At 74.7% G+C, this 15974-nt stretch carries 16 protein-coding genes and 2 pseudogenes; 5 read left to right on the plus strand and 13 right to left on the minus strand.

Going from position 1 to position 15974, the window contains the following annotated elements:
• Window positions 1-11 precede the first annotated feature (11 nt).
• The 9 genes and pseudogenes from ACH4VX_RS30240 to ACH4VX_RS30280 form a co-directional block, all read right to left on the minus strand.
• Window positions 12-1910, minus strand: a complete 1899-nt coding sequence (locus tag ACH4VX_RS30240; protein WP_398371825.1) for a DUF2264 domain-containing protein — start codon at window positions 1908-1910, stop codon at window positions 12-14.
• Window positions 1907-2932 carry a hydroxyacid dehydrogenase gene (locus ACH4VX_RS30245; protein WP_398371827.1) on the minus strand — a complete coding sequence of 342 codons (1026 nt, stop codon included), beginning with the start codon at window positions 2930-2932 and terminating at the stop codon, window positions 1907-1909. The genes ACH4VX_RS30240 and ACH4VX_RS30245 overlap by 4 nt, the downstream gene beginning before the upstream one ends.
• Window positions 2933-2966: 34 nt before the next feature.
• Window positions 2967-3275: pseudogene (locus ACH4VX_RS30250) on the minus strand (carbohydrate ABC transporter permease); the annotation flags it as partial.
• A gap of 181 nt (window positions 3276-3456) precedes the next feature.
• Window positions 3457-4566, minus strand: a complete 1110-nt coding sequence (locus ACH4VX_RS30255) for a substrate-binding domain-containing protein (protein WP_398371829.1) — start codon at window positions 4564-4566, stop codon at window positions 3457-3459.
• A gap of 111 nt (window positions 4567-4677) precedes the next feature.
• A pseudogene (locus ACH4VX_RS30260) lies at window positions 4678-4911 on the minus strand (NAD(P)/FAD-dependent oxidoreductase); the annotation flags it as partial.
• A 5-nt stretch (window positions 4912-4916) separates the two neighbouring features.
• On the minus strand, window positions 4917-5714 hold the full coding sequence (locus tag ACH4VX_RS30265) for a transferase (RefSeq protein WP_398371830.1): 798 nt from the start codon (window positions 5712-5714) through the stop codon (window positions 4917-4919).
• A complete protein-coding gene (locus ACH4VX_RS30270) occupies window positions 5711-6976 on the minus strand; it encodes a glycosyltransferase family 4 protein (protein WP_398371832.1) in 1266 nt (421 codons plus the stop codon). Before ACH4VX_RS30270 ends, ACH4VX_RS30265 begins: the two co-directional genes overlap by 4 nt.
• Before the next feature lie 64 nt (window positions 6977-7040).
• A complete protein-coding gene (locus tag ACH4VX_RS30275; RefSeq protein ID WP_398371833.1) occupies window positions 7041-7451 on the minus strand; it encodes a hypothetical protein in 411 nt (136 codons plus the stop codon).
• Window positions 7448-8059, minus strand: coding sequence for a MarR family winged helix-turn-helix transcriptional regulator (locus ACH4VX_RS30280; RefSeq protein ID WP_398371834.1), 612 nt, complete (start codon window positions 8057-8059; stop codon window positions 7448-7450). Before ACH4VX_RS30280 ends, ACH4VX_RS30275 begins: the two co-directional genes overlap by 4 nt.
• A gap of 298 nt (window positions 8060-8357) precedes the next feature.
• Between ACH4VX_RS30280 and ACH4VX_RS30285 the strand changes: the two genes are divergently transcribed.
• Window positions 8358-8855, plus strand: coding sequence for a hypothetical protein (locus tag ACH4VX_RS30285; protein ID WP_398371836.1), 498 nt, complete (start codon window positions 8358-8360; stop codon window positions 8853-8855).
• A 53-nt stretch (window positions 8856-8908) separates the two neighbouring features.
• Here the strand turns inward: ACH4VX_RS30285 and pgm are convergent, their stop codons facing one another.
• Both pgm and ACH4VX_RS30295 read right to left on the minus strand, forming a co-directional pair.
• Window positions 8909-10549, minus strand: a complete 1641-nt coding sequence (gene pgm, locus ACH4VX_RS30290; protein WP_398371838.1) for a phosphoglucomutase (alpha-D-glucose-1,6-bisphosphate-dependent) — start codon at window positions 10547-10549, stop codon at window positions 8909-8911.
• 115 nt (window positions 10550-10664) lie between these two features.
• Window positions 10665-11072, minus strand: a complete 408-nt coding sequence (locus ACH4VX_RS30295; RefSeq protein ID WP_398371839.1) for a hypothetical protein — start codon at window positions 11070-11072, stop codon at window positions 10665-10667.
• A gap of 183 nt (window positions 11073-11255) precedes the next feature.
• Here ACH4VX_RS30295 and ACH4VX_RS30300 point away from each other — a divergent pair, with 183 nt between their 5' ends.
• The 4 genes from ACH4VX_RS30300 to ACH4VX_RS30315 all read left to right on the plus strand — a co-directional run bounded on the left by ACH4VX_RS30300 (window position 11256) and on the right by ACH4VX_RS30315 (window position 13052).
• Window positions 11256-11609, plus strand: coding sequence for a DUF6745 domain-containing protein (locus ACH4VX_RS30300; RefSeq protein WP_398371953.1), 354 nt, complete (start codon window positions 11256-11258; stop codon window positions 11607-11609).
• 45 nt (window positions 11610-11654) lie between these two features.
• Entirely contained in the window at window positions 11655-11804 is a 150-nt protein-coding gene (locus ACH4VX_RS30305) for a hypothetical protein (RefSeq protein WP_398371841.1), read from the plus strand.
• Between the two features lie 76 nt (window positions 11805-11880).
• Entirely contained in the window at window positions 11881-12297 is a 417-nt protein-coding gene (locus ACH4VX_RS30310) for an ATP-binding protein (RefSeq protein ID WP_398371843.1), read from the plus strand.
• A 74-nt stretch (window positions 12298-12371) separates the two neighbouring features.
• Window positions 12372-13052 carry an adenosylcobinamide amidohydrolase gene (locus ACH4VX_RS30315; protein ID WP_398371844.1) on the plus strand — a complete coding sequence of 227 codons (681 nt, stop codon included), beginning with the start codon at window positions 12372-12374 and terminating at the stop codon, window positions 13050-13052.
• A gap of 594 nt (window positions 13053-13646) precedes the next feature.
• On the opposite strand, the gene ACH4VX_RS30320 is transcribed toward ACH4VX_RS30315, so the two are convergent.
• Window positions 13647-15212, minus strand: a complete 1566-nt coding sequence (locus ACH4VX_RS30320; protein WP_398371846.1) for an FAD-dependent oxidoreductase — start codon at window positions 15210-15212, stop codon at window positions 13647-13649.
• On the minus strand, window positions 15209-15940 hold the full coding sequence (locus ACH4VX_RS30325; RefSeq protein WP_398371848.1) for a class I SAM-dependent methyltransferase: 732 nt from the start codon (window positions 15938-15940) through the stop codon (window positions 15209-15211). The genes ACH4VX_RS30320 and ACH4VX_RS30325 overlap by 4 nt, the downstream gene beginning before the upstream one ends.
• Window positions 15941-15974: the final 34 nt, after the last annotated feature.

A 15974-nucleotide genomic window follows, 5' to 3' on the forward strand; every position in this document is an offset into this window, starting at 1 on the left:
GTCCCCGCCGCTCACCGTTCCGTGTGACGCACCTCCACCGGCTCGAAGGTGATCCGGGTACGGGCCGTGCCTTCGGCCCAGGCGACCTCGACCGCCCCGTCGTCCACCCGGACCTCTTCGACGGCCTCCGGCAGGGGCGCGGCGTCCGCGTCCGCCGTGAGAGAGGCCAGACTGACGTGCACGGAGGTGCCCGCACAGCTGCCGGTGAGGCGCGGGACGTGGGCCCAGCGGGTCCAGGCCGTGCCCTGGGGGGCGCGGACCAGGCCGGCGGAGGGGTCGTCCCAGCCGTGCAGTCCGTACAGGGCGGAGGTCAGCGACTCCTCGGGTCCGGTGGCCCAGCCGGTGTGGGTGAGACGGGATCCCTCCGGCGCCCCCACGATCCGGTGCACGCGCAGCTCGTGGCGGCCGCGGGCCACCGTCACGCTCTCCACCCGCAGACCCGGAACCATCGGCGGTCCGCCGGCGAACACGGGCCGGTGCCACGATGCCGCCCAGCCCCAGCCGTCGCCGTGTCCCGCGCCCAGGGGGTGGATGCGGCGGCGCACACTGTGCCGGCCACCGGTCTCCACCGACAGGTGGTTGTCGGCGACGTTCCCGGGTGCGGTGGGGCCGGTGCGGGTGGAGTAGGCCTGACGCCCGTAGTGCGGGTCGTCCTCGGCCGCCGTCTCGCCCTCGTGCGGGCGCACGTGGTCGCTGCCGTGGTTGTGCAGTCGTACGATCCCGTCGGCCCGCGTCGCCTGGACGAGCAGTCCCGGCGCCGGCAGCGCCAGCACACGGTCGGACTCCTCCACCGGTGACGGCTCCTCGCGGGCCGTCCAGAACGCGTGGCCGGCGGGGGCGAGCAGCGCGACGAAGGCCTTCGACGCCCAGTACGGTGACGCCGGTCCGGAATAGCTCTGCAGACCGGCCTCGTGGGGGCCGTACCAGCCGCAGCCCAGCAGGCCGTCGGCGGTCAGCGCGCCCCGGTCGAGGAAGTGGCGCAGGCTGCCGCTCGCGATGCGGCGCGAGGCGCCCGGGGTCAGCGGGGTGTGGCCGGTCACCGCGCCCAGCGCGACGGCCGCCGAGGCGGCGAAGCGGTACGTCAGCGACCGGCCGAAGTGCAGCGGCGCCCCGTCCGCGCCGAACATCAGGGCGAAGCCCTCCAGGTGGGTGCGGAGCCGTTCGCCGTGGTGGGCCAGGGCCTCCTTGTCGCCCGCCAGACGGGCGTCGAGGACCGGGTACAGGTGCAGGGCCCAGCCGTTGTAGTGGTCGAAGGCGCGTCCGTCCCCGTCGGCGTACCAGCCGTCTCCCCGGTACCAGCTCTCCAGCAGTTCCATCGCCCGCTGCCGGGCCGCCGCCGTCTCGGCGTCGCCGCGCCCGACGGACTCCAGGAACCCGGCGACCGTGTACGGGAAGAGGTACCAGTTGTTGGGTGCCGGGGTGTGCCGCAGCGAGCCCCGCAGCCACTCCTCCGCGCGGTCCTGCACACCGGGGTCGAGTTGCTTCCACAGCCAGGGTGCGGTGAGCCGCAGGCCGAGCGCGACCGACGCCGACTCGACCATGGGCTGGCCCTGTACGTCGTGGTCGAGGATCAGCGGCCAGGACTCGGTGTCGTCGCGGCCCGGGGTGCGGGTGCCGGCGGCGAGCCCGCTCGCGTACCGCTCCAGCAGTCCGTGGGGGTCGTCGCCGCCCGCGCCCGCGACGCGGAAGGCGGCGGCGAGGAACGTCCTGGCATAGCCTTCGAGTCCGTCGGAGCGCACTCCCGAGCGGGAGGGGCGTCCCGGCAGGTCCAGCAGCGCGTGGCCGGGAGTGCTCCAGCGCCAGGCCGCCGTGAGGAGCCCGTCCGCGACGGCTTCCCAGTGGGCGCGGGTGTAACCGGTGCGGGGGCTGATGCCGTGGTCGTCGGCGGGCAGTTCGAAGGGGGCGCTCATGCCAGGAAGGCCAGCCTTTCGCGTCGTACGGGGTGGAGGAAGCCCTCGCCGGCAGCCCAGCGCGCGATCTCGGAGAGGGCGAGATCGGCCAGCCGGCGCCACTCGTTGCCCTGGGAACCGGCGAGGTGGGGGGTGAGGAGAACGTTGTCGCACTCCCACAGCGGGTGCTCGGGCGGCAGGACTTCGGGATCGGTCACGTCGAGCACGGCGCGGATGCGGCCGGCCAGCGCCGCGTCGGTGAGCGCGTCCTGGTCGACGACCGCACCGCGCGCGGTGTTGATCAGTACGGCGTCGGGGCGCATGGAGTCGATCAGTTCACGGCCGACCAGCCGGCGGGTCCCGGGCAGCAGCGGGGTGTGCACGCTGACGGTGTCACCGCGCCGGAACAGCTCCGCCAGACCGACGCGCTCGACGCCGAGTTCCCTCGCCCCGGCCTCGTCGACGAACGGGTCGTACAGCAGCACGTCGACGTCGTGCGGGCGCAGCAGGTCGATGACCCGGCGGCCGATGAGGGAGGCCGACAGGACACCGACGGTACGGCGGTGGTTGCCGACCGAGCGGGAGGTGCGCAGCCAGTCCGGCCGGGTGCGCGAGGCGCGGTAGTCCCGCGCGCTCTCCAGGGCCCGCTTGCCGGTGAGCAGGATCATGGCGAGGGTGTACTCGGCGACCGGGACGGCGTTGGCCGCGGCGGCGGAGGACACCTCGATGCCGCGCTCCCAGCAGGCGTCGGTGACATGGCCGCGTACGCTGCCCGCGGTGTGCACGAGGGCCCGCAGCCGGGGTGCCGTCCGCAGCACGTCCGCGTCCAGGGGCGGGCAGCCCCAGCCGGTGACCAGCAGGTCGACGTCGGCGAGCACGGTGCGGGCGCGGGGCGCGGTCAGATCGTCCAGGACCGGGAGCGGTACGAGGTCGCACAGCGCGGCGAGGGCCGCGAGCGACTCGGTGTCGAGGACCGCCGAGGCGGCGTCCGGGGACATGGCCAGTGCGGCACGGGGGCGGGGGCCGGGCGTGGACTCGGTCATGGCGGCGGTGGAACTCCTCGTGCGAGCAGGGTCGCTTGACGGCGCCGGCGGTCGGACCGCTGCGCCGGAAGCGCTGGAGCAGGGGGAGGCGAGGACGAGCGGCGGCACGGCGAGCAGTGACCCCATGATGACCACGGGGCAGCACTCCGGCGGGACCGACGCGGAGCTGTTCCGCCGGTACCGGCGGAGGCCGACGGGGGCGAAGGTCCTGGTCGGACAGCGTCACCATGGGCAGGAAGAAGTTGTTCCGGATCGCGGCCGGCTGGAGGAGGACGGTAGTCAGGCCGGGGCCGGGCATCCGCGGCTCCCCCGTTCCGTCGATGCGCGCGGCCTCCGGCACCTCGGCCCCGGCGGGCAGGCGTCCGGAGGGACACACATGGATCGACGGGGGCGTCGACCGGGCACGGCACCTCCCGCGGCTCCTGCGTGTCCGGGGACACGACTGTTCGGGACACGGGAATCCTCAACGCTCGACCGGCGAACGGTCAATAGATCGACCAGCGGTCGGTAAAACGTTCAAACGCTCATTCGTGCTGTCCGGCGGCGCCCGCCCGCGCCCGGGTCGATCCGCGCACGCTCAGCGTCGGCAGCAGTTCGGTCCGCCGCACCGGCCCCCCGCTGCCGCGCGGTGCGTCGAGCCGCTGGAGCAGCAGCTCCGCCGCGGCCCGGCCGACATCGGCCTTGGGCGGGGCGACGGCCGTCAGCGGCGTGGTCCCGAGCCCGGCCACCACGTCGTCGTACGCCACGACCGAGCAGTCCTCCGGCACGCGTACGCCGTTGTCCGCCAGCCGCTGTACGAGCATCAGCGCGTCCACGTCCCCGTGCAGCACCGCCGCCGTGGCCCCCACCTCGCGCAGCAGCGCGGACAGCTCCGCCGTCTCCTGCGCCGTGTACGGCCCGTCGTGACCGGCCTCCGGGGCGCACAGCGTCCACGCCCACTCCTCCACCAGCGGATGCGCGCCGGCGATCCGGGCGCACGCCGAGCGCAGGGTGCGTGCGGTGGGGCTGTCGTCCCGGGTGGCGAACACGATCCGCCGGTGGCCGAGCCCCACCAGGTGCCGCACGGCGAGATGGACGCCGTAGGCGTGGTCGGAGCAGACCGAGTCCATCGCGTGCAGCACGCTGCCCGACCGGGGCCGCCGCTCCATCAGCACCGCGGGCACGTCCAGCGCGGCGAGCCAGCCGTGGTCGTTCTCCTCGTCGGCCCGGGTGCGCCAGCGCGGGGCCAGCAGCAGGCCCGCGGCGCCGTCCGCGAGGGCCCGCTCGACCAGCGGCCGCTCGGCGCCGGCCACCTGCGGCACGATGTGCAGCGCGATCCGCTTGCCGGCCGCTTCGAGCACCGAGCGGGCGCCGTACAGCGACTCGTACAGGTAGGCGTGCCGCTCCGGGACGACGAGGGCCACCGCCTCGCCGCCCGGTGCCGGGGCCGCCGGCAGGTCCTGGGCGGCGAGGGCGGAGCGCACGACTCCGTGGCCGCGCCGCAGCCGGCCCTCGCGGGCCAGCTCCTCCACGTCCCGCCGTACGGTCACCGCCGACACCTGGAGTTCGGCGGCGAGGTCGCTCACCCGCGCCGAGCCCCGGGACTCGACGGCCGCCAGGATCCGCTGCCTCCTGAGCCCGACCGGCTCCCGCATGAGGCCCCCCGCACCTGGATGTTCGTTTGAACGATATGGGCATCATAACGATCGTCTGCGGTTGCGGGACCCGACCGCCGAACCGGCCGTGTCGCCGGCCGGCGACAGCGGTCACGCCGCGCGGCCGGTGACCGGGGTCTCCTGCCCGCCCCGCGGGGCGGCTCCGGCGAGGAAGGCCTCACGCGGGTGCTGCACCGACGCCAGGGACACGAGGTCCCGGCCGAAGAGGGCGGCGGTGAGCCAGACCGTGAGAACCCGGATCCTCCGTTCCCAGGTGGGCACCGCCGGCACGTGGTAACCCCGGTGCATCAGCCAGGCCGGGAAGCCCTTGACGGCGATGCCCCGGCCGTTCAGCCGAGGGCGGTCACCTCGACGGCGAGGTCGTTGTCGACGGTGTAGTAGGGGCGCACCGCGGACCCGCCCGTGGTGACCCGCGGATACACGAACACTCCCTTGCGGTCCGCCACGTCGTCGAGGAGACGGCCGACCCGGGTCAGCGGCGCGTCGGCGGCGGGCCGGAGGAACACGTCCCAGACCCGGCTGCCGAAAGCCGTGAGGTCCTCGTAGTCGACGGTGAAGGCGAAGCCGCCGTCCTGAGCGGGCCGTACCGGGACGCCGTGCAGCGTGTCCTTGGTGCCCCGCAGCCGCAGCACCGCCTCTGCTCCCGGGGAGAGTTCGGCGCCGTGCAGGCGGGCGCGGACCGTCATCGTCCCGTCGGTGACGTCGACGGGGCCCGCCTCCGCGTGGGCGGTGCGCAGCCAGGTCCGTATCGCGAGGAAGCCGTCCTTGGTGGCGTACGGCACCCGGACGGCCACCGGTGACGGCCGGTCGGGCGGGCCGCCGTCGACGAGCGCCCGCAGCTCCCGCAGGCCGGGGCGCAGCCGCTCCCGTCCGGCGTCCGGGCCGCTCAGCAGATACGTGTCCCAGCGGCCCTCCGCGAGCCGGGGCAGCGGCTCCAGTACGGCGCGGAACTCGCCGTCGTCGCCGTGGGGTTCGAGGTCGAGGGTGTGGGTGCTCTCCTCGGGCCGGCCCTTCCTGGGGCGCAGTACCAGCAGCAGCCGGGGGTGCGTGGCCGTCGGCGGCCGCAGCCGGAAGGTGGTCCGGCCGTCGGCGTCGAGGGAACAGTGGGTGCGCGGGGCCGTGCTCATCGGCGTCCCTTCCGTACGGTGCGCAGCGCGTTCGAGGCGGCGGCGCGGGCGAGGTCGCGGGCGGCGTGGCCCCGGCTGACGAGGGTGTGGCGCGTCCCGCCGTCCTCCGGGGTGCCGTGCTGTCCGCCGTTCCTGGCCTCGATCGCCTCCCGGAGCAGGCGTTCGGCGTGGGCGACGACCGGGCCGGGGGCGAACCGGTGCGCGTTGGCCACGGCCGCCTCGCCCATGCGGCGGCGGCGCTCGTCGTCACGCACCAGGTCGAGGAGGGCCGCGCCGAAGGCCGCGCCGTCCCCGACCGGCACCAGCCGGCCGTCCTCGCCGTCCTTGATGATCTCGCCGGGCCCGTAGGGGCAGTCGGTGCTCACCACGGGCAGTCCGCAGCGCATCGCCTCGACGAGGGTCATGCCGAACGGCTCGAAGTTGGACGCCGCCGCGCCGATCGAGCCCTTGACCCACTCGGCTTCCATGGGGGTCGCCGCGCCCATGAGGAAGACGTTGTTCCACAGGCCGAGCGTCTCGATCAGGGCGCGCAGCCGGTCGTGTTCCTCGCCCTTGCCGTAGATGCGCAGCTGCCAGTCGGGATACTCGGCGGCCACTCGGGCGAACGCCTCGATGATCAGGTCGTACCGCTTCACCGGGACCAGCCGGCCGGCCGCGATCACGACCTTGGCCGTGCCGTCGGCGGCGGGCAGCACGGGGTCGGGGACGCTGTTGGGGAGAGCCTCCACCCGCACCCCGGGCAGCCGCATCTTGCGCCGGTAGGAGTCGGCGTCCGCCTCCGTGACGGTGGTGAGCACGTCGAGCCGGCGGTAGGCGCGACGCAGCACGGTGCGCAGCGCGGGCGGATGGTTGTCGAGGGTGAGGTGTTCCTGGCCGACGCGTACGACGTGTTCCGGGGCCTGGAGGGCGAGGTGCACGTTGAGCCCCGGCCGTGTGCCGATGACGGCGTCGGCGTCGATGTCCGCCAGGCACTCGGCGATCCGCTCGTCCGTCAGCTCGCTGTACTGGTGGTGGCGGTACTCGGCGGCGGGGAACACCTCGGCGGGTCTGCCGTGCAGCGGGTGGTCCTTCTCCCGCCGCAGATCCACCAGCGCCCGCAGCCGTACTCCGGGGTGCGGAGTGAGGTTGGGATGCTCCCGGTGCCGTAACACCGAGACGATCTCCACGTCGTGCCGTTCGGCCAGCGCGGCCGCCAGGTTGAACGTGGTGGTGATCGTGCCTCCGATCCCGTAGGCGTTGTGGATCAGGAAAGAGATCTTCATAGCGGTCCAGACCGCATAAGGCGTTCAGGAGTTGTCCGCTGTTATCAGTTTGTGGCCGTGATGATCACTGTTGTCGAACCGCCGGATTCCCGCGCTGGATACGCATGCCGGGCCGGCGGCGGTGGACGGTGAGGTACGTCAGGCCCTCGGGGCCGGCGGTGAGGCTTCGGGTGGAGCCGTGCGGGAGCCAGGTCAGGGCGCCCGCGGCGAGGGGGTGGGGGCCGTCGGAGGCTGTGAGGGTGCCGTGGCCGGCGAGGACGAGGAGAAGGACGTCGAGGTCGGGCTCGCGGTGGGTGTCGACCCGCTGTCCGGGCGGGATGCATACGACGTTGGCGTCGAGTTGGCGGCCCGGCTCGGCGAGCCGCCACAGGGCGCCGGCGGACGCGTCGTCGAGGGCGGCCAGGGCAGCCGTGTCGCAGAGGACCCGCGGGAGCGGGACGTCCTCGCCGGGGGTGTCGCCGCTTTCTGACGTCATGAGATGTCACCGTCCCGGGTGCGTGGACGCGTCGGCCGTCCGCGGTCGCCTTTCAAATGCGAACCTAGCATGCAGATTTGGGCGGCGCCGGTCACGGTCCGCCGTCCATCGCCCACCCGAGCGGGTACGACTGCGGTTCGGCGGCGGGGGGGCTCGCCGCCGGCCTCGTTGAGCGCGGTGAGGGCGCCGACCGGCGCCGCCCGCTGCCGTGGGGCCGGCCGGCCGACGATCGCGGCGATCTCGGCGCGGCGCCGTGCGGTGACGCCCTCGATCGTGCGCCGGCCCTCGTCGGTGAGCCGCAGCAGGGTCTCCCGGCGGTTGGCGGGGTTGGTCCGCCGGTCGGCGAGGCCGGCCGCGATCAGCCGGCCGGCCATGCGCATCGCGGTGGACGGGGCGACGTGGAGCAGGTCGGCGAGCGTGACCAGCTTGGTGGCGCCGCGGGTGGAGAACGCCACCGGCATCCGGAACTGCGGCGGCGTCACCCGGTCCTCGACCACGGCGAGGGAGCGCGCGGACACCGCCACCAGCAGCCGCGAGGCGGTCAGCACCGCACGGGTGACCGCCTCGACGTCGTCCCCGGCCCCGCCGGAGGGCTCGTCCCGAGGCATGTGTCCTTTGTACCTCGCGGTGATCGCCGCCCGCTCACCCGGTGGGCGCGGACTCCGCGTCGTGGTGGCGGTGGTGGCGCAGGAGGAGCATCGCGGCGTCGTCGCCGGGCGGTCCCACCCCGCCTTCGGACCATGCGAAGGCCGACCGCTCCACGCTCCTCCGAGCGGACCTTTGTCCGGTCGGGTCCGCACCCGGGCCGCACCGTCTCAGCCGTATGTTCGGTTGTGCGGACCGCTGTTCATTCGATTTTGCGCTGTGCAATGATCCTGGCGGGATCCTCGAAGGGAATGAACGGACGTGACCGCGCAGAGACCGGACGACGGCGGAACGCCGGAGGGACGGGACGGTACGCCGTCGCTGCCCGAGGACGTCTGGCAGCGGTTTCTCACCGACAGCGAGCGCGCCATCCGGGCCACCGCCCCCAGGGAGCCCTCCGCGCTGCAGCGGACGCGGCCGCGCGCCGGCGGCGGTGCGCCGGCGGAGGACGCCGGCGTCGAGGCGGTCGGCGATCTGTGGCATCCGGACGATCCGTGGGGCGGCCCGTCCTGGCGGGAGATGGACGGGCGCGCCAGGCTGCGCCGCGTCGGCCGCGTGGTGGGCACGGCCGCCGCGATCGCCCTGGCGCTGGGCGCCTGGTCGCAGCTGTCCACCGGTGCGGGCACACCGGACGAGGGGCCCGGCGACACCGTTCTGCAGCAGTCGGAGGAGGCGCCGGCGGAGCTGCCCACGGCGACGTCCCTGCCACCGGAACTCACCTCCCCGCCCCCGTCCGCCCCCGGCGTCCGGGCCGGCTGACGCGCCCCGGCCGCCGTGGCGGGTGACCGGGGTGTGCCCGTTCGGGGTGCGGCTCAGTCGCTCAGTGCCGCGAGGACCACGGCCTTGGCCTCCTCCTGGACCCGGCGGAGGTGGTCGGGGCCCTGGAACGACTCGGCGTAGATCTTGTAGACGTCCTCGGTGCCGGAGGGCCGGGCGGCGAACCAGGCACTGTCCGTGGTCACCTTGATGCCCCCGATGGACGCGCCGTTGCCCGGTGCCTCGGTGAGCACCGCGGTGACCGCCTCCCCGGCCAGGGTGTCCGCGGTGACCTGGGCGGGAGACAGCTTCGCCAGGCGGGCCTTCTCCTCACGGGTCGCCGGGGCGTCGATCCGCTCGTAGGCGGGCTCACCGAACCGGGAGGTGAGCTCGGTGTAGTGCGCGGACGGCGTCCTGCCGGTGACGGCCGTGATCTCGGACGCGAGCAGCGCCAGGATGATGCCGTCCTTGTCGGTGGTCCACACCGAGCCGTCCCGGCGCAGGAAGGAGGCGCCGGCCGACTCCTCACCACCGAAGCCGAGCGTGCCGCCGGCCAGTCCGTCCACGAACCACTTGAATCCGACGGGCACCTCGACGAGTTCGCGCTTCAGGTCGGCGGCGACCCGGTCGATCATCGCGGAGGACACCAGGGTCTTGCCGACACCGGCCGCGGACGGCCACTGCGCGCGGTGCGCGTAGAGGTAGCCGATCGCCGTGGCGAGGTAGTGGTTGGGGTTCATCAGCCCGGCGTCCGGGGTGACGATGCCGTGCCGGTCGGCGTCGGCGTCGTTGCCGGTGGCGATGTCGAAGCGGTCGCGCTGCCGGATGAGGGACGCCATGGCGTGCGGCGAGGAGCAGTCCATCCGGATCCTGCCGTCCCAGTCCAGCGTCATGAACCGCCAGGTGGGGTCGGTGAGCGGGTTGACCACCGTGAGGTCGAGGCGGTACTCCTCGGCGATCCGCCCCCAGTACGCGACGGACGCCCCGCCCAGCGGGTCGGCGCCGATCCGTACGCCGGCCGCCCGGATCGCGTCCAGGTCCAGCACGTTCGGCAGGTCCGCGACGTAGGTGCCGAGGAAGTCGTGACGGCCGGTTCCGGGGGCGGCGAGGGCGCGGGCGTACGGGACGCGGCGGACGTCCTTGAGGCCGTCCCGGATGATGTCGTTGGCCCGGTCCTGGATCCAGCCGGTGGCGTCCGAACCCGCGGGGCCGCCGCTGGGCGGGTTGTACTTGAACCCGCCGTCGGCGGGCGGGTTGTGGGACGGGGTGACGACGACGCCGTCCGCGAAACCCGTGGTGCGGCCCCGGTTGTGGGTGAGGATCGCGTGCGAGACCGCCGGGGTCGGGGTGTAGCCGTCGGCGCTGTCCACGAGCACCGTGACCCCGTTGGCCGCGAACACCTCCAGGGCGGTGACCCGCGCGGGTTCGGACAGCGCGTGGGTGTCGGCGCCGAGGAAGAGGGGCCCGTCGGTGCCCTGACCGGCACGGTACTCGCAGATGGCCTGGCTGGTCGCGGCGATGTGGTCCTCGTTGAACGCGGCCTTCAGGGACGAACCGCGGTGCCCCGACGTCCCGAAGGCGACGCGCTGCCCCGGGTCCTCGGGGTCGGGGTGCAGTGCGTAGTACGCCGTGACCAGCCGAGCGACGTCGACGAGATCCTCGGGGCCGGCCGGGCCGCCCGCTCGCTCGTGCTGCATGTGCCCACTCCTCCGCATGGGTTGATTCTTCGTTTGCGGAGACATCTTTCCTCTTCGGGGCCGCACCGCGCGAGTGGGGCCCGGCTTCGCGCCGCCCCGGCCCGCCGCCCGGGTGTCAGATCCGGCCGCCGGTCATCCGGGTGAGGGGACCGTGGGTGTGGCGTTCGGCGCGCCGCCCCACCGCGTAGGAGGCGGCGGTCAACGCGGTCAGACCGGCCGCGGCACCGGCGGCGACGAGCCTGCGGTTGGCGATGACGGTCCAGGCGGTCTTGGCTCCGGCGGCGACCTGACCCGAGGTGGCGACGACCGCGCGGCGGCCCGCCTCGACACCCTTGGCCGCGGTCTGCGCGGCTCCGCTCGCCGCCCGGGCCGCGCGCTCGCCGCCCGACGCGGCCGCTGACGCCGCGTCACTCGCCTTGCCGGCGGCGGGGGCGGTCGCCTTGTCCGCGGTCTCCCGTGCCTTGGCCGCGGCGGACCGGGGGGACGTGGTCTTCTGATTCGAGTTCTTGTTCTGTTCGCTCATGGACACCGACTTGCCGCTGACTCCCCCGGCAAACACGCCCCGCCGCGCGGGCCGCCACCCCGCCGTGGCCGGTGTCCGTTCCGGCACACCGCCCGCGAACACGTCGTACGACGGCGGCGTTTCGAGGTGGACGTGGCCGATGCGGCAGTCGCGGGTGGTGGCGAGGGAGCGTGTGTGGTGGGGGTGGGCAGGGCTCCTCGGGGCGCCGGGCGGGAACGGCGTCCGGGGAGCGCGGCCGGGTGTGTCCCGTCCGGCCGTCGATGCCGTGGCTCGGGTCGGTGTCACGGCACGGGCACGTTCCGGCGCGCCGGGCCGGCCGACGACGAACCGGTCGGCACGGCCGAGGTCCTCGACTCCGCGCCCGGACCGGACGGCACCCACCGCACGTACCGGCCCCGTGTGCCGCCGACACCCCGGACGGCCCGGGAGGGGGTGGCGGGGACGTTCGGCCCGGGTGCGGAGGTGTACGAGCCGCCGAAGGGGACGCGAGCCCCCGCCCGGCCGCCCCGCAGGGCTGACTCCCCCCGCAGGGGGTAGCCGAAGGACAGCAAGGACGAACGGAACCCACGAAAGGGAGCACCCATGCCGAGCATGGTCGAGCGCATCAAGCAGTTCGCCAGGAGCCCGCAGGGCCGGCGTACGACCGAGCAGGTGCGCCGGGCGGCGGCCGACCCCCGGCGCCGGGCCCAGGCCCAGCGTCTGCTGGGCCGGCTCCGCGGCGGCCACCGTTGACCCTCTCCGCCCCTGCTTCCACGCGGTCCGGCACCCACCCGTCCGGGCCGCGTGGCGACGACCGGGAAGGACCCCCATGAACGAATCGTCGGTCCGGACGGTGGGCTGGGCACGCTCACTGCCGATGGACCGTGGGGTGCGGGAGGCCCGCGGCTGGGCACGCGAGCACCTCTCCGCACTGGGCTGGGACAAGACCGCTCCCGAGACGATGGACGCCGTGCTGCTGACCGTCTCGGAACTCGTCACCAACGCGCACGTCCACGCCCGCAGTGCCGCACAGCTGATCATGTCGTGGGACAACCGCTGTCTGCACATCTCGGTGCACGACAGGTCCACCACCCTGCCGGCGCCCCGGGAACCGAGCGCCGAACGCGTCGGCGGACGCGGCATGTTCCTGGTCGACGCCCTGGCCGACACGTGGGAGGCCCGTCCGTGTCCCCACGGCAAGACCGTCACCGCCTGCTTCCGGGCGCCGGAGGGCACGCGGCCCTGACCGGCCCCGTGCGCGGCGGTCGGCCGGTCCGGCCTAGGATCGGTCGGTCCGCCCCCCACAAGGAGCTCCGCCCGGTGACCGCCGTCCTCCCCCAGCCCCGCACCACCCCCGCTCTGCCGTCCCCGCGGTGCCTGACCCGCGCCGAGAACGGCGAGCGGCTGCACGCGCTGCTGTGGACCGCGGGACCCGGCCGGCGGATGATCAGCAGCGCGGTGCTGGGGGGAGGCATCGGCGAGCGGACCTGGGTCCTCAACGCCCAGGTCTCCCACGGCTACCGGCGCACCGACCCCGACCGGCACCTCGCCGGCCTCGCCGCCGCCGCGGGCGTACGGGGCCCGGGGGTGGGGCTGATGACGGCGGCGGACGTCTCGGCGTACGCGCACGCGGAGGACGCCGGTGCGGAGGCCTATGTCACGGCGGGCATCGACGTGCGCGGCTGGGCCGCCCTGTCCGGGGAGGGCACGGGCGGACCCCAGGAGCCCGGCACGATCAACATCGTCGCCGCCGTGCCCGTGCCGCTGAGCGACGCCGCCCTGGTCAACGCGGTGACCACGGCCACGGAGGCGAAGGTGCAGGCCCTCCTGGAGGCGGGCCTCGACTGTTCGGGCACGCCCACCGACGCGGTGTGCGTCGCCGCCCGTACGCCGGGCCCGGACGAGGAGGAGCACGCCTTCGCCGGTCCCCGTTCCCTGTGGGGAGCACGACTGGCGCGCGCCGTCCACCGCGCCGTGCGCGAGGCCGTGACGGCGGTCTGAGCGCTTCCGCCACCCGGCGCGGACCGGTCCCGGACCCTGCGGGCGGCACGCGCGGCTGAGGGAGCGCGCGAGGAACCGGGGCGAGCGAGGAGTGAAGATTCCGCCCCGGGGTGCGCAGCCGCCCGGCCGGCACGTCGTCACCCGGTCGGGTTGATTTCGCGGATACGGATGGGAGACCGTGGCAACGAATCCGGTTTTCCCGGCAGAGAGGTGGTGGGGTGCGCACGACGCGTGCCTGCGCTTGGGATTCCTTCCCCCGGTTTACCCGCCCACCCGAGCGACACGGACGTCCGTACCGGTCCGACGTGGAAGGACGCCCCCTACCCGGTCGTGGTCCTCGACGCGAAGGGCGCGCTCGTGGACCTGAACCCGCCCGCCCGGCTGGTGCTGACGGACCGTCACGACGGGGTCGGTCCGCGGGACGTGGTGCCGGCCTGGCTGGCGGACGCGCCGACCTGCGCCTGGACAACCGGCCCCGTGTCCTCGACCGCCTCCTGCGGCAGACCAGCGTCCTCGAACATCTCACCGCGGCGGGGGCGGGAGCCGAGCGGTCCGGGCCCGGCGGCCGGACCCGGGCCGGCCGCCGCTTCCCCGTCATCCCGTCGGCCGCCGGCCCAGTCCCGCCAAGGACCGCAGCAGGGCGCCGCGTCCCCGGTCGGGCACCGTCCACAGGGTCTGTCCGCGCACTCCCCAGCGCTCCAGCAGGGCGTTGGCGGCGAGGAAGCCGGTCGTCGCGGCGCGTTCCATGAGCGCCACCGGCAGGCCGGTGCGCACCAGGTCGCCGGCCACCACAAGGCCGGGGTCCGGTGTGCGCACCGTGGGCCGGTCCGTGTACCCCCCGACGGGGAACAGCGGGCAGTCGGACCGCCACAGATGGCGGGCGTCGACGATCCCGGCACCGTCCGTCTCCGGGTAGACGCGGTGCAACTGGTCGATCAGCGCCTTCTGCACGGTCTCGCGGGGGTCCCGGGGGTGCACCGCGTACGCGTGGAGTTCGACCACGGAGCCCCCGGTGCGGGCCGCCCACCGGGCCGCTTCGTCCTCGTACCGCTCCGGCACGCTGATGTTGTCGAGGGCGCCGTACCCGCTCGTGCCGAGGAAGCCCGGCCGGTCGGGTGCGACGGGCCGGTCCAGCCACAGGCGGGTGACCAGGAACGGCGGGGCGTTGCGCAGGCGTGCGATCCGTTCCCGCCACGGGCCGTCGCCCAGCCGGTCGGAGCGGGCGACCAGCCGGCGCAGTCCCGCGGCGTCGAGGGCGAGGACGACGGTCCCGTGCCGGCTCTCCTCCCCGGTGGTGGCGACCTCGTAGCCGCCGTCCCCGGTGGGGGCGATGTGCTCGACGGCCGTGGCGGTGCGGATCCGGGCGCCGTGCCGGCGCAGATAGCCGGCCAGTGGTTCCCACAGGGCGGCGGGGAAGGGCGCGTCGGGCACGTCGAACAGCAGCCCTTCGGCGGAACCGAGGAAGTAGATGTGGAACATCAGGACCATCTCGGCGGCCGACAGCCGCCGGGGGTCGGCGAAGAAGCTGCGGGAGAACACCTCGAAGGCCAGGTGGCGGGCGTTGTGCGGGAAGCGTACGGCGTCGAGGAAGTCGTGGGCGCTGATGCCGTCCAGGCGTTCGTACACCTCGGGCACGCGCACGTCGAGCAGCGGGAGGGCCGCGAGCGGTCTCATGCGGCGCAGGTCGCGCACGCGGAAGGACGGGCTGAGGGCGACGAAGCCGAGCGCGCTCCACGGCGGGGTGCGCGGGACGTGGCGGAAGCCGTCCCGCAGTCCGTCGCTGTGCCGCAGCGGGTAGTCCGGCAGGCCGGTGAGCCGCTCCAGACCGGGATCGGTGCGGCGCAACAGACCGCGCAGGTTGTAGTACTGGCGGAAGAAGGCGTGGAAGCCCCGGTTCATGGTCGCCGGGGTGCCGTCCGCCAGGCCGGTCGGCCAGCCGCCGACCCGTCCGCCCAGGAAGGGTTCGCGCTCGTAGAGCGTCACGGCCACTCCGCGCTCGGCCAGCGCGGTCGCCGCGGCCAGGCCGGCGATGCCGCCGCCGACGACGGCGGTCGTCGGGCGGGCGCCCTCGATCCGGCGGACCCCGGGCGGGGCCGCGAGCACACGGGCGCGGCGGTCCCGGCCGTGGCGGGTGGCGTCCGGGTGCCGGGAGGGGTTCATTCCTCGTCCTCGCTCTCCGTGCGGGGCCGTCGGCCGACGAAGGTGTGGGTGATGCCCGTCTGCCATCCCGGCAGGGGCAGGACGCGCACCGCTTCGAAGCCGGTCGCGCGCAGACGGCCGGCGAACCGGCCTGCGGTGTCGAACTCCACGACGCTGCGCCGGAGGTGGCGGTACAGTTCGGCGTCCCCGAGCACGCCGGCCGCCGGCTGGACGATGCCGCGGCACACCAGGGTCCACACCAGGCGGTCCACGTGGCGTCCGCCGAGCGTGTACTCGTGCACGCCCAGTCTCCCGCCGGGGGCCAGCAGATCGCGCACGGTGGTGAGTACGGCGCCGGAATCGGAGACGTTGCGGAAGAGGTAGGCCGCGAACACCGCGTCGAACGGCCCCTTCACCCCGGCCTCCGACAGCCCTTCCGCCGGTGCCCGTACGAACGTCACCCCGTCCGGCCAGGCTTTGGCGGCGGCCCGTTCGAGCATGCCGGCGGAGGCGTCCACGCCGGTGATCCGCGCGCCCGGCAGCACGGTGGCCAGTGCGGCGGTCGACGCGCCGGTGCCGCAGCCCAGGTCCAGGACACGCAGTCCCTCGCCCCGCCGCGGCAGTCCCAGGCGGCGTGCCGAGCGGCGGAGGTGGGAGTGGTAGCCGGGGTTGGCGGCCACCAGGGCGTCGTAGCCACGGGCGGCGTGGTCGAACGCGGCGGCGAGATCCTCGTCGCGCAACAGGGTCATGCGGTCTCCCGGGAAGAAGGGTCGGGGCGGGTGC

It is taken from the genome of Streptomyces sp. NPDC020731 (genome assembly GCF_044334705.1).
Classification (GTDB): Bacteria; Actinomycetota; Actinomycetes; order Streptomycetales; family Streptomycetaceae; genus Streptomyces.

Coding starts and splice junctions, on each gene's coding strand:
- ACH4VX_RS30245 (WP_398371827.1), bottom strand. CDS start 2,932: ATGACCGAGTCCACGCCCGGCCCCCGCCCCCGTGCCGCACTGGCCATG.
- ACH4VX_RS30240 (WP_398371825.1), bottom strand. CDS start 1,910: ATGAGCGCCCCCTTCGAACTGCCCGCCGACGACCACGGCATCAGCCCC.
- ACH4VX_RS30275 (WP_398371833.1), bottom strand. CDS start 7,451: ATGACGTCAGAAAGCGGCGACACCCCCGGCGAGGACGTCCCGCTCCCG.
- ACH4VX_RS30280 (WP_398371834.1), bottom strand. CDS start 8,059: ATGCCTCGGGACGAGCCCTCCGGCGGGGCCGGGGACGACGTCGAGGCG.
- ACH4VX_RS30310 (WP_398371843.1), top strand. CDS start 11,881: ATGAACGAATCGTCGGTCCGGACGGTGGGCTGGGCACGCTCACTGCCG.
- ACH4VX_RS30295 (WP_398371839.1), bottom strand. CDS start 11,072: ATGAGCGAACAGAACAAGAACTCGAATCAGAAGACCACGTCCCCCCGG.
- ACH4VX_RS30320 (WP_398371846.1), bottom strand. CDS start 15,212: ATGAACCCCTCCCGGCACCCGGACGCCACCCGCCACGGCCGGGACCGC.
- ACH4VX_RS30270 (WP_398371832.1), bottom strand. CDS start 6,976: ATGAAGATCTCTTTCCTGATCCACAACGCCTACGGGATCGGAGGCACG.
- ACH4VX_RS30255 (WP_398371829.1), bottom strand. CDS start 4,566: ATGCGGGAGCCGGTCGGGCTCAGGAGGCAGCGGATCCTGGCGGCCGTC.
- ACH4VX_RS30305 (WP_398371841.1), top strand. CDS start 11,655: ATGCCGAGCATGGTCGAGCGCATCAAGCAGTTCGCCAGGAGCCCGCAG.
- ACH4VX_RS30325 (WP_398371848.1), bottom strand. CDS start 15,940: ATGACCCTGTTGCGCGACGAGGATCTCGCCGCCGCGTTCGACCACGCC.
- pgm (WP_398371838.1), bottom strand. CDS start 10,549: ATGCAGCACGAGCGAGCGGGCGGCCCGGCCGGCCCCGAGGATCTCGTC.
- ACH4VX_RS30265 (WP_398371830.1), bottom strand. CDS start 5,714: ATGAGCACGGCCCCGCGCACCCACTGTTCCCTCGACGCCGACGGCCGG.